The 13,105-nt window shown below is 42.4% G+C and carries 9 protein-coding genes; 8 read left to right on the top strand and 1 reads right to left on the bottom strand.

The genetic code is table 11. The features are described 5' to 3' along the window. Positions 1-172 precede the first annotated feature (172 nt). The 4 genes from WDB87_RS00240 (at position 173) to WDB87_RS00225 (ending at position 5,234) form a co-directional block, all read left to right on the top strand. A complete protein-coding gene (locus WDB87_RS00240; RefSeq protein WP_286249239.1) occupies positions 173-661 on the top strand; it encodes a (2Fe-2S)-binding protein in 489 nt (162 codons plus the stop codon). Between the two features lie 12 nt (positions 662-673). Then, a complete protein-coding gene (locus WDB87_RS00235) occupies positions 674-2,965 on the top strand; it encodes a xanthine dehydrogenase family protein molybdopterin-binding subunit (protein WP_337848661.1) in 2,292 nt (763 codons plus the stop codon). Between the two features lie 130 nt (positions 2,966-3,095). Continuing rightward, positions 3,096-4,067: a GTP 3',8-cyclase MoaA gene (moaA, locus tag WDB87_RS00230; protein WP_337848660.1), complete on the top strand. Its 972-nt coding sequence runs from the start codon at positions 3,096-3,098 to the stop codon at positions 4,065-4,067. Positions 4,068-4,196: 129 nt separating this feature from the next. After that, complete coding sequence (locus tag WDB87_RS00225; RefSeq protein WP_337848659.1) at positions 4,197-5,234, top strand: GGDEF domain-containing protein; 1,038 nt, start codon at positions 4,197-4,199, stop codon at positions 5,232-5,234. A gap of 6 nt (positions 5,235-5,240) precedes the next feature. Here the strand turns inward: WDB87_RS00225 and WDB87_RS00220 are convergent, their stop codons facing one another. Beyond that, positions 5,241-6,179, bottom strand: a complete 939-nt coding sequence (locus WDB87_RS00220; RefSeq protein ID WP_286249262.1) for a LysR family transcriptional regulator — start codon at positions 6,177-6,179, stop codon at positions 5,241-5,243. A 119-nt stretch (positions 6,180-6,298) separates the two neighbouring features. Between WDB87_RS00220 and WDB87_RS00215 the strand changes: the two genes are divergently transcribed. From WDB87_RS00215 to WDB87_RS00200, 4 genes are read left to right on the top strand one after another with little or no spacing between them, the layout of a single operon-like run. Then, positions 6,299-7,465, top strand: a complete 1,167-nt coding sequence (locus tag WDB87_RS00215; RefSeq protein WP_337848658.1) for an efflux RND transporter periplasmic adaptor subunit — start codon at positions 6,299-6,301, stop codon at positions 7,463-7,465. Positions 7,466-7,474: 9 nt separating this feature from the next. Continuing rightward, positions 7,475-10,627 carry an efflux RND transporter permease subunit gene (locus WDB87_RS00210; protein WP_337848657.1) on the top strand — a complete coding sequence of 1,051 codons (3,153 nt, stop codon included), beginning with the start codon at positions 7,475-7,477 and terminating at the stop codon, positions 10,625-10,627. After that, the gene (locus WDB87_RS00205; protein ID WP_337848656.1) at positions 10,620-12,029 is read left to right on the top strand and encodes a TolC family protein; all 1,410 of its coding nucleotides are present in this window, start codon (positions 10,620-10,622) and stop codon (positions 12,027-12,029) included. The genes WDB87_RS00210 and WDB87_RS00205 overlap by 8 nt, the downstream gene beginning before the upstream one ends. 14 nt (positions 12,030-12,043) lie before the next feature. Next, positions 12,044-13,072: a zinc-binding dehydrogenase gene (locus WDB87_RS00200; RefSeq protein ID WP_286249250.1), complete on the top strand. Its 1,029-nt coding sequence runs from the start codon at positions 12,044-12,046 to the stop codon at positions 13,070-13,072. The last annotated feature ends 33 nt before the right edge of the window (positions 13,073-13,105 follow it).

The following is a 13,105-nucleotide window of genomic DNA, read 5'->3' as shown; positions in this document are numbered from 1 at the left end:
TTTAGGTTAAAACGTTTTAAACGAAATTAAATTTTAAGAGTCATTGCCGCGTATTTTAAACCGGCGCTGCAATGCAAAGCGTTATAGTTTCAGCGTACGGTGGTATAAAAAAGTAACGTGTATGGGTCAGGTGTTACTTTAATTTTATTTAGGCTTAATCAAGGGGCAAGCTATGGTGACGTTTACAGTTAATGGCAAAGAGGTTAAATCGCAAGCAAGTTCAGATACACCTTTGCTGTGGGTTATTCGCGACGAAATTGGGTTAAAGGGCACAAAATTTGGTTGTGGTATTGCTATGTGCGGCGCATGTACAGTGCACCTAGATGGACAAGCAACGCGCTCGTGTGTATTACCCGTGGGCGCAGTGGCAGGAAAAAACATTACCACCATAGAAGGGCTTAACAACGCGCATCCGCTGCAAAAAGCATGGGTAGATGAGCAAGTACCTCAATGTGGTTACTGCCAATCTGGGCAAATTATGCAAGCGGCTACATTATTAGCTAGCAATCCAAATCCAACCGATCAAGAAATAGTAAATCATATGAACGGCAACTACTGCCGCTGCATGGCGTACAAGCGCATTAAATCGGCGATACACCGTGCCGCTGATGAATCGCAAAGTGCAGTACAAATGTTTAACCCTAAAGAGCTAGACGTGTAACTGGAGCCGACAATGAAAAAACTATTTCAAAAAAATACCGAAACCGTAGACTTAAACCGTCGCTCTTTTATGATTAGTACAGCAACGGCTGGCCTAGTTATGGCATTTGCACCGGCTATATTTTCAGGTGAATTAAGCGCGAAAGAGTCAATTGCACAGCAATCGTTTTCACCCACAATTTGGTGGACTATGAACCCACAAGGTGAAGTAGTTGTTAGTATTGCTAAAGCTGAAATGGGGCAACACGTAGGCACCGCCTTAGCGCGTATTGTGGCAGATGAGCTTGAGTGCGACTGGGATAAGGTATCAATTACGTATGTAGATACTCACGAAAAGTGGGGCTACATGGTTACTGGTGGTTCATGGTCTGTATTTCAAAGCTTTAAGCCGCTTTCACAAGCTGGCGCAGCAGGGCGTTTGGCACTTATTGATGCAGGGGCTAATATGCTTGGAGTTAAACCTGAGCAGTGCCACGCTAGTAAAGGGCGTATAATTGCAGGCGATAAGTCGCTCAGTTATGCCGATATTGTAAAAAATGGTGAGTTTAACCGTACCTTTAGCAGCGAAGAAATCGCAAAACTGCCGTTAAAGCCTGCCAACAAACGCCACTTAACGGGTTTAAATCAAGACTTTAAAGCGCTTGATATACCTGCAAAAACAAACGGTACTGCCGTGTATGGTATAGATGTAGAGCTTGAAGGTATGGTGTATGCGCGCCCTGTAATTCCACCTACTCGATATGGCAGTGAAGTCACGCAGGTGGATGATAGCGCAGCAAAAGCAATAAAAGGCTACAAAGGGTTCGAGATTTTAAATGACCCGAGCAATACAGTACAAGGCTGGGTGGTGGTTTTAGCTGACAATTACCCCAGTGCTATTAAAGCGGGAGATGCGCTAAAAGTAACCTATAAAAAAGGGCAAACAGCCAATGTTACAGAGGCAGATATTCAATCCCTCGGCGAAAAATTATGTAACGATAGCAACGCTGGCACCTTATTTGTTAATGAAGGCGACACCGCTAAAATGCAGGCTGAGGCAAAGCAGTCGCTAGCGTCATTGTATACCACGGCAACAGCAAGCCATTATCAATTAGAGCCGCTTAACGCGGTGGCAGAGTTTAAACAAGGCAAGTGGATTATCCATACCGGTAATCAGTGGCAATCTTTAACGCTACCTGCATTGGCCAGCGCATTAGAGGTTGAACAAAATAACGTAATTATTCGCCCTTATTATTTAGGCGGTGGATTTGGGCGTCGCTTATTTGGCGATTGGACCGTGCCTGCAGCGTTAACAGCGAAAGCGATTGGTAAACCAGTAAAACTCGTATTTACGCGCGCAGACGATAGCTTGTTTGATCAGTCACGTTCAGCCTCCACAGCTAAATTAACGGCTTCGTTTAATGAAAATGGCGAACTCAGTGCTATGGAACATGCGTTTGCAGCTGGTTGGCCAACAAAGGCAATGGCGCCTGGCTTTTTATCACCAGGGGTTGATGGCAAAGGTAAGTTTGACTCGTTTTCGGCCTCTGGAGCGGATCACTGGTACAGCATGGATAATCACCGTGCTCGCGCAATTAATAACGAATTGGCGCAAAGCACATTTACCCCAGGCTGGCTTCGCTCGGTAGGTCCGGGTTGGATTGTATGGAGTTTGGAATCTTTTATTGACGAAATTGCCCACAAACAAGGGCTTGATCCGGTGAAATTTCGTTTATCAATGCTCGATGGCAAAGGCAAACAAGCAGGTAAAGCCCCTGAAAGCGTAGGCGGCGCACTGCGATTAAATGCGGTACTTAAAAAAGTGTCAGCGAAGGTCGCAAATGTTAAGCTAGGTGAAAACGAAGGCATTGGCTTTTCAGTTAGTTCTGGTCAAGAGCGTCATATGCCAGCGTGGATTGCCACAGCGGCGCATGTGCAAGTAAATAAAAACGATGGCAAAATTACGCTTAAAAAACTGTATGCCGTGGTAGATGCGGGTTTAATTGTTCATCCCGATGGTGCATTAGCTCAGCTTGAAGGTTCGTTATTGTGGGGCACAAGCCTTGCGTTACATGAATCAAATAATTATCAAAACGGGCAAGTGGCGGCCACTAACTTTAACACTTACTTGCCGCTTAGAATGCAAGATGTGCCCGATATGGATATAGAGTTTGTGCAAAGTGATGAGTTTCCTATGGGCTTAGGTGAGCCGGGCGTTATTGGTGTTGCGCCAGCTATTGGCAACGCGGTATTTAATGCAGTCGGCGTGCGTTTACGTCATTTACCCATGAAACCGAGTGAGCTTAAAGCCGGTCTTTCGACCTAGTTATACCAATCCTCAAAATAGATCACTTAATTAAGCGGACGGGTATTAAGTGCTAACAAAGCGCGTAAAGTAGATTTTTTTAGGCGCTTTGAACTTAGCGATAAATTTTAAAAATGTTAAAGGCTTATTTATGCTAGTCGACCCAGCCGGGCGAAAATTTAGTTATTTACGTTTATCGATCACTGATGTGTGCAATTTTAAGTGTGTGTATTGTTTACCTGATGGCTATCAATGTGATCACGACCGAGACTTCCTTTCTCTTAACGAAATTAGTAATACTATAAACGCCTTTGCTCATCATGGTATATCAAAGTTACGTATTACTGGCGGCGAGCCAACCCTCAGAAAAGATTTTATAGATGTAATTCGAGCAGCAAAAGACACGCCAGGCATTACAAAAATAGCCGCTACTACTAATGGCTACTCTATGCATAAGCAGATAAATAATTGGGTAGAAGCAGGTTTAAACGCTATCAATGTTAGTATTGATACTTTAGATCCACGTATGTTTAATACGATTACCGGTCACGATAAGTTCTCGACTGTAATGCAGGGTATAGAAAGCGCGCTTGAAAGCGGTATAGAGTCGGTAAAAATAAACAGCGTACTCATGAAACAGTACAATGGCCGTGAGCTTGATACCTTTTTAGCCTATTTAAAGCACAGACCCGTGACGATGCGTTTTATTGAGCTAATGCAAACTAATGATAATAAATCGTTTTTTGATGCTAACCATATATCGGGGCAAGCCATAAAAGAGCAGTTGCTCCGCGCAGGTTGGCAGCCCATTATACGCGATGTAACGGCAGGACCTGCACAAGAGTTTTTCCACCCTGATTATTTGGGTAAAATAGGGTTAATAATGCCTTACAGTAATGACTTTTGTAACACCTGCAATAGGTTAAGAATTTCGTCACTAGGGAAATTGCATTTATGTTTGTTTTCTGAGCAGGGCATATCACTTAGAGAATACATGAGTGATAACACCAATCAGGCATTAATTGATCAGTTAGCGCGTTATATAAAAACTAAAAAACCAACACACTTATTGCATCAAGGTAACACAGGGGTCACAACAAACTTATCTATGTTGGGTGGTTAAACCTTATAGTAAGCTGTTTGGCTGAGTGCTCTTGCTATGGTATTGGGTAAAGTTAATGTTTTCTTATATCTACTTGTTATATTTAATTTTAGCGTTACACTGAATTTTTTATTATTTTAAGTTTTTTGAATGGATATAGCAGCGCTTAGTAGTACTAAATCATTAAGAAGGAACGTCCTGAAATGGATGTGCTTGTGCTTTGGTTTTGTCTCACTGTTTTTTGCTGCATTTAATATTATTGTAAATAACTTTGCTTTATTAGGGTATTTAGAAATAGCGCTCAGTGTATTTTGTGCTTACACCTACTATCGCTTAAACACGCATGCGCTAGAAGTATGGCAATCTGTAGTTATGTGCATATTTGTCACCTTTGTAATTGTATTAGGTAACTATTTAGCTAAACCAATAAATGGCGTGTATGTGTGGTCTTTTGCGTTACCTATATTGTACTACCTGTTGCTAGGTAAACGCTATGGCATTGTATTATCGGCTTTGCTCTTTGTACTACAAGCTGCCATATTGTTAAACAAATCATCGCAACTTCCTCTAACAACGCTTAACTTCAGTTTAAACCTTGCCTTTGTTTATATCAGTATTTGGGCTATTTCTCATGTTTTTGAAGGTAGCCGTGCTTTATCATCTAAGCGATTAAAAAATCTTGCTTTGTTAGACCCTCTTACTGGGGCTGCAAACCGTTTATCAATGAATCACTATTTTGAAGTAGAGCTTAAAGATAAATCGCAACTGTATTTGTTTTTACTCGATCTAGACTTTTTTAAACAAGTTAACGATACCCATGGCCACGCAGTGGGTGATAAAGTGCTCATTGAAGTCGCCACTTTACTTCGCGTTATATCAGCAAAAGGGTATGTATTTAGAGTGGGCGGGGAGGAGTTTGCTTTACTGCACTCTTTTGCTTCACACAATGAGGCGTTGGCAATGGCTGAAACCATCAGAGCAACACTAAACGAATCTGCGTTTGAGATTGATGGGCTAAAAATAAATGTCACCGCGAGCATTGGGGTTGTAAAGTATCGCCAAGGTGACACACTTGAAAAGTGTGTCACTAAAGCAGATGAACAACTTTATAAAGCAAAAGAATATGGCCGAAATAAAGTATACTTTCAGTCAAGCGCCCGGTTAAATGAAAAGCCTCAGGTAGCTTAATACGCCCTAGTACATTTGTTCAAAGTTAGGGATGTTGTTTTCCCAAATTGGTTTGTCTTTCCCTAAATACTCCTTTACTGCATCAAAAAATAAGCGTGTTCTTACTGGTAAGTCTCTGTGCGGGTACAAGGCATACATATGGCTAAACTCTTTTAATTTAACGTCAGTTAAAATAGGCACTAATTGGCCTTGCGTTATTTCCTTATCGATAATAAATGCCGGAGCCACGAAGTAGGTAGTCCCTGAAATAGCTTTCATTAGCAGCACTTCGGCATCGTTAGCTCTATACACACTGTTAATTTTTAGCTCACACAACTCCCCCTTACTATCGTAATAATCAAGGCTCTCTACCCGTATTGAGTTGCTTGCATAACTTGCTGCAGGTAACTGCGCCAGTTCTTCTATGGTTTTTGGCATGCCATAGGTTTGTATAAATTCAGGGGCCGCTACTATAAGTACCCTATTTCGGGCAATTCTACGCGCAATTAATGAAGAGTCTTTAGGTTCTCCAATTCTAAAAGCTAAATCAAACCCTTCAGATACAATATCAACAAGCCTGTCATCAAGGCGCAGCTCAACTTCTACTTGAGGAAAACGTTTTTGAAAGTCGTTAAGCACAGGCTGTAAATAACGTCTACCAATAAGCGTTGACGATGTAATTTTTAGCACCCCACGCGGCTCTAAATGATAGTTTTCTGCCATGCGTACGGTTTCACCAAGTAGTTCTCTTAGTTCACTTGCTTTTTTTATCATTTCGGCGCCGGCGGCCGTTAACGAAAACGAACGGGTGGTACGGTTTAATAGCCTAACGCCTAGCTCGTCCTCTAACCGACTAATTTGCTTTGATATAACAGAGCGGTCTATGTTTCTTATTTCTGCAGCTTTGGCAAAAGAGCCTTGCTCTACCACCTCTAGTAGCATTAAAAGTCGGCTTGTTGTATCCATCATGATCACTCATTAATTTTTATTGATGCCATTTTGGCATTAATGAATTTATAAATCTATGGTTTTTGTCCGCAGGTATAGTCCGTAATATGCACGCTAATCAATAAAGGAGCGTCTACATGAACAAACATTTAATTGCTGCTGCACTCGCTGCGGCATCATTATCACTTGCGGGCTGTGCTGATGAGAGCGCGCCTCAAGCTCAGCAACAACAATTGCAGCCTATCGATGTTGCACCTGTACTGGTAAAGCCGGTACAAAGCTGGCACACCTACACTACGCGCTTAGAGTCGCCTGAAGAAGTTGCGTTAATGCCACGTGTGTCAGGTATTATCGATAGCATTGAGTTTAAAGAAGGCGATGTGGTTAAGCAGGGCGATGTGCTTTTTCAGCTTGATAAACGTCCTTTTGCTGCCGTAGTAGCAAGTTTAGAAGCGCAAATTCACAGCGCTGAAGCAGCCCTTGAACAAGCTGTTAGTGAAGATAAACGTGCAGTGCGATTATTAGAGCGTAAAGCTATTTCTACAGAGCAAGCACAAGCACGTACCTCAACGTTGCGTCAACGCGAAGCGCAACTTGCAGCACTGCAAGCACAACTTACCTCTGCAAAGCTCGATTTAGAATTTACCTCGGTGATATCGCCAATTGATGGCATTATTTCTCGTGCAAACATTACTAAAGGTAATAACGTGTTAGCGGGACAAAGCGTATTAACATCAATTGTATCTAACAAAGCAATGTATGCGTATTTTGACGTTGATGAACGTACCTGGAATAGTGCATTTAATGATGTAACAGCACAAAGCCGCCAAACAGTTGTAATGCAAAAAGTAGGTCAAACAGAGTTTGCTTATCAAGGTTACATTAACTTTATTGATAACCAAATTAACTCAGCTACAGGTACTTTACGTGTACGTGCTGTATTTAACGAAGATAATAATCAACTTCGTGCAGGCTCTTTTGCCCGTATTAAATTGGCAGCAAACAAAGTAAGCGAAAAAGTAATTATACCTGAGCGTGCTATTGGTACCGATTTAAAAAATCGTTTTGTATTAACGGTTGGCGAAAACAACGTACTTGAATACAAACTCATTACTGTCGGTGAACGATACGGTGCATTACGTGCGGTGAACTCTGGACTTAGCGAAGGTGACATCATTGCGGTAAACGGCCCAGCACGTGTAGGCCCAGGTATGCCAATCTCTCCACAAACAGTAACAATTGATACAAGCGGTGTTGCATTTACATTGTCAAACGACAACGCACAACTTGTGGCTAAGCAATAAGGTTTATTGATGAAATTCTCGCATTTCTTTATACAGCGCCCAATATTTGCGGCCATGCTGTCGTTGGTTATTTTAATTGCTGGTGGTATTTCACTATTTCAACTACCAGTGAGTGAATACCCAGAAGTAGTACCACCTACAGTGGTTGTAACTGCAAGCTACCCGGGTGCAAACCCAACCGTTATCGCGCAAACAGTGGCAACACCGCTGGAGCAAGAAATTAACGGTACTGAGAACATGCTTTATATGTTTTCACAAGGTACTAGTGATGGACGCATGACTTTAACGGTAACTTTTGCTTTAGGTACCGATTTAGATCGTGCGCAGGTTCAAGTACAAAACCGTGTAAACAGTGCATTGCCACGTTTGCCAGAAGAAGTACAGCGTTTAGGCGTAGTAGCCGAAAAATCATCACCCGATTTAACCATGGTGGTGCACTTATATTCGCCTGAAAAAACTCACGATACAGCGTATTTATCTAACTATGCCGATTTGAACATTAAAGATGAAATTGCACGCTTACCAGGCGTAGGTGATATTCGTTTATTTGGTGGTGGCAAATACTCAATGCGCGTATGGCTAAACCCTGATGCGCTTGCTGCACGTGAACTCACAGCAACAGATGTAGTTGCAGCGCTTCGCTCGCAAAACCAACAAGTGGCAGCGGGTAGCTTAGGTGCGCAGCCAATTTCAAACGATAGCCAATTTCAAATACTCTTAAACGTTAAAGGGCGTTTAAGTAGTGTTGAAGAATTTGAAAACGTTATCATAAAAGTAGGTGAACAGGGGCAATTAACACGTTTGTCTGATGTAGCACGTGTAGACTTAGGCCTTGATACGTACGCACTTCGTGCTGAGATGGATAACCAGCCTGCACTTGCAATGCCTATTTTTCAACGCCCTGGTTCAAATGCAATTGAGCTTTCTGATCAAGTACGCGAAACCATGGCGCGCTTATCAAAAGATTTCCCTGCGGGTGTAGAGTACGACATTGTATATGACCCTACGGTATTTGTACGTGGTTCAATTGATGCGGTAATTGCTACTTTACTTGAAGCCATCGCATTAGTTGTTATTGTTGTAATTGTATTTTTACAAACATGGCGCGCATCTATTATTCCTTTAATTGCGGTGCCTGTATCTCTAATTGGTACTTTTGCGGTTATGCAATGGCTAGGCGTATCTATTAATACGCTGTCGTTGTTTGGCTTGGTGCTAGCAATTGGTATTGTTGTAGATGATGCTATCGTTGTTGTTGAAAACGTAGAGCGTAATATTGAGCAAGGGCTATCGCCATTAGAAGCAACACGTGTTGCTATGACTGAAGTTACAGGCCCGATTATTGCGATTGCTTTAGTGTTGTGTGCGGTATTTATTCCAACTGCATTTATTACCGGTTTATCGGGTCAGTTTTACAAGCAATTTGCACTAACTATTACTATTTCTACTGTTATCTCTGCATTTAATTCACTAACACTGTCACCAGCGTTATCGGCATTATTACTTAAATCGCACGATGCAAAACCTGATGCGTTTACGCGTTTACTGAATAAATTATTTGGCCGTTGGTTGTTTGAACCATTTAACCGTGTATTTAATCGTGGTGCTAAAGGGTACGAAAAACTAGTACAAAAACTTATTCGTATGACTGTTATTGTGATGGTTGCCTATGTTGCACTGGTTGGCAGCACAATTAAATTATTTGATACCGTACCAGGTGGCTTTATTCCACAGCAAGATAAGCAATATTTAGTGGCTATTGCACAATTACCCGATGCAGCAAGTTTAGACCGCACTGCAGATGTAATTTCGCAAATGCAAAAAATTGCGTTAGAAGTACCTGGCGTTGCTCACACTGTTGCGTTTCCTGGTTTATCGGTTAATGGGTTTACTAATAGCCCGAACAGCGGCATTGTATTTACACCACTTGAAAGCTTTGATAAACGCACAGACCCTAGCCAATCGGCAATGGCCATCGCTGCGCAGCTAAATCAACGTTTTGCAGCCATTGATGAAGCATTTGTTGCAGTATTTCCGCCACCGCCAATTCAAGGCTTAGGTACAACCGGTGGCTTTAAACTGCAACTTGAAGACAGAGCAAATAAAGGGTTTGAAGCATTATTTAATAGCCTACAAACGGTTATTGGTAAGGCGCAACAAGACCCTGCATTAATGGGCCTTTACTCAAGCTTTAGAATTCAAGTTCCACAAATGGACATAGACATTGACCGTGAACAAGCACTTATTCAAGGTATTCCACTTGATGAAGTATTTGACGCACTGCAAGTTTACTTAGGCTCAGTATATGTAAACGACTTTAATATGTTTGGTCGTACTTACCAAGTAAATGCGCAAGCTGATGCTGATTACCGCCTTGATCCTGAGCAAATTCTTAACCTAAAAGTACGTAATAGCGTAGGGAACATGGTGCCACTTGGTTCTGTACTAACTGTGACACCGACCATAGGTCCAGATCGCGTAATGCACTATAACGGTTACCCTAGTGCAGAATTGAACGGCAGCCCAGCACCAGGTTACAGCTCTGATCAAGCACAAACAGCAATCGAAGCAATACTGGCAGATAATCTACCGGCGGGTATTGAATACGAGTGGACAGAAGTAACCTACCAGCAAGTACTTGCCGGTAATACTATGGTTTATGTATTCCCGTTAGTTGTATTGCTTGTATTTATGGTACTTGCAGCGCAGTACGAAAGCTTACGTTTACCACTGGCAATAATATTAATTGTACCTATGACTATTTTCTCTGCGCTATTAGGTGTATGGCTTGTAGGCTCAGATAACAACATATTCACCCAAATAGCGTTAATAGTACTGGTGGCCTTAGCTTCTAAAAACGCGATATTAATGGTTGAGTTTGCAAAAGACAGACACGACTCAGGATTAACGCACCTAGAGGCAATACTTGAAGCATGTCGTATGCGTTTGCGCCCTATATTAATGACATCAATTGCCTTTACAGCAGGGGTTGTACCACTAGTACTTGCAACGGGTGCCGGCGCCGAAATGCGCCACGCTATGGGTAACGCCGTGTTTGCAGGCATGATAGGGGTAACCGTATTTGGTTTACTATTTACCCCAGTGTTTTACATGTTAGTTGTTAAAAAGCAGCAAAAAGAGCAGGAGTTATCACATGACTAAGTTAATGACTAAACGTGTAAAAACGCGCTTAACGCTAAGTGCTGTGTTAGTGGCTGCTGTTTTATCTGGTTGCGCAAGCAAAATAGATACACACAGTGAGCAAAATGCCATTAACGATTTTGTAGCACAGGCAAATATTGCAAGCAATGTGGCTACAGCTGATGAAACTAACTGGTGGCAAAAGCTAGAGTCAGAGCAGCTAAATGCTCTTGTAAATAGCGCGCTTGCAAATAACTACGACTTACAAACGAGTCAATTAACGCTGAAAAGTGCACTAGCAAGATTAGGCGAGCAAAAAGCGCAATACTTACCACAAGGTGGTGTTGAAGTAGGTGCAGCTCGAAGCGATGCCCCCAGTGTGTTTGAGCGCCAATCAAGTGCAAATGCCGCGCTTGATTGGCAACTTGACTTGTTTGGTCGAATTACAGCCTTGGTTGATGCAGCAAATGCATCGGCCATGAGCCAAGCCGAGCAGGTGCGTTTACTGCAAATTGAAGTTGTATCGTCGGTGGTGAAAGGCTTTGTAAGCTACCAAGGCAATGTTGAAAAACAGCAGATTATTGCAATGCAAATTGAAGCACTTGAGCAAAGTATTGAAGTATTGCAAGCACGTGTAGACGAAGGCGTTGCTAACGAACTTGATTTAAACCGCACTATGGCACAGCTTAGGCAGCAAGAAGCTCTAATGCCAGCTATAGAGTATGCTAAATACAGTGATTTATCGGCACTGGCCGTGCTTAGTGGTAAATTAACCAAAGACATAGCTATAAACGATGAGCAAAACATACTTGAACACGACTTTAGCGTAGCGCTTAAAAATGCCAATGAAGCCATTGCACTGCGCCCTGATATTAGCCGTGCACTTTATGATTTTAGTCAAGCTAATAGCTTGAGCGTAGCTGCAAGCAAAGCGCTACTGCCAGATATTAGCCTGTCGGCATTTGCCGGTGTGGTGAGCATAGACAGCACAGGATTAAAAAATACTGACCAACAATGGCAAGTTGCGCCACAGTTGCAGTGGTCAATATTAAGTTATCCAGCACTGCTTGCTCAGCGCGACGCACAGCAGTTTTTAAGTGAAGCTGCTTACAGCGACTATCAGCAAATAGTATTAAGTGCGGTGACTGAAAGTGAACTTTCACTGCAAATGTTGGTCAACCAACAGCAACAAAAAACGTTTGCAGATGAGCGTTTTGGTTTTGCTAATAAAGCGTTTTTACAAGCACAAGCAATGTACGAAGAAGGACAAATACCGTACTTAGAGTTGTTAGATGCGCGTCAGGATGTTTTAATAGCCCAAGAAAATGCTGTTGACACAACGATTGCCTCATTGCTTGCAAAAGTTAACGCTTATCAAGCGTTTAATGGTCAATGGAGCTATGCACTTAACAGCGCAAAATAAGTAGAGTTAATTGAATGAGCAATACTGAACTGTCAGATAGATACGATATTCCGCAAACAATGCGGGCAATTGTACTTCCACAACCCGATGAGCAAATTTGCCTACACGATGTTGAAGTGGATGTGCCCGAGTGCGCCAACAACGAACTGTTGGTAAAAGTGGAGTACGTGGGCCTCAACCCTGCGGATGCGCATTTTGCTAAAACAGGTTTTTGTAAATGGCAATACCCACACATACTAGGCCTTGATGCTGTAGGTGTGGTGGTTAAAGCTAATAAAGGTGTGTTCCCTAATGTGGGTGAGCGAGTAATGTGGCACGCCAATATTGGCGAGCAAGGGGTATTGAGTGAGTACACTAAAGTACCTAATTTTGCTGTATCCGTTGTGCCCGATGAGCTCAGTCCTGCGCAAGCGGCAACATTACCTTGCGCGGGTATGGCAGCACTTATCAGCTTAGATAAAATTGCAATTGCCGAAGGTGATACAGTTTTAATTGAAGGTGGCTCTGGTGCGGTAGGTCAGTTTGCCATTCAATATGCTAAGCAGCGTGGCGCTGATGTATTTGCTACTGCATCAAAACGTAACCACAAATTGGTCAAGAAGCTAGGTGCCGATACTGTTTTTGACTACAACGATAAAAAGTTGTGTGACAAAATTCGCCGTGAGCTTGGCCCACAAGGTTTTGATGCTGTAATTGATACAATGGGCGGTACATCAACTCTGCGAAATATAGAATTAATGCGCTTTTGCGGCCGTATCGCGTGTTTAAACCCGTTGCCTCATTTTGATCAAAATTTAATGTACCGCCGAGCACCTAATATTAGTGTGGTTTCAATTGGTGGTGCGTGGCTTGCAAACAGTTTATGTGCGCAACAACGTTTAAGTTTTATGGGCAATTTGTTACTTGAGGGCGCGCTTTCGGGCGATATTAAAACACCGGTCATTACTGCCGTTGATTTTACTGCAGAGTCCGTAAGTGCTGCTTTAAACAATCAAATAGCGGGTGGATTTACAGGAAAACACATTGTGCAAATAAGCAGTTAACTCTTCCTACTTTAATTTAAAAACGCAGCCCAA

Source organism: Pseudoalteromonas sp. C12FD-1 (assembly GCF_037414265.1).
GTDB lineage: Bacteria > Pseudomonadota > Gammaproteobacteria > Enterobacterales > Alteromonadaceae > Pseudoalteromonas.
The sequence above is the reverse complement of the archived record's forward strand: the minus strand, read 5'-3'. Positions and strand labels throughout refer to the sequence as shown.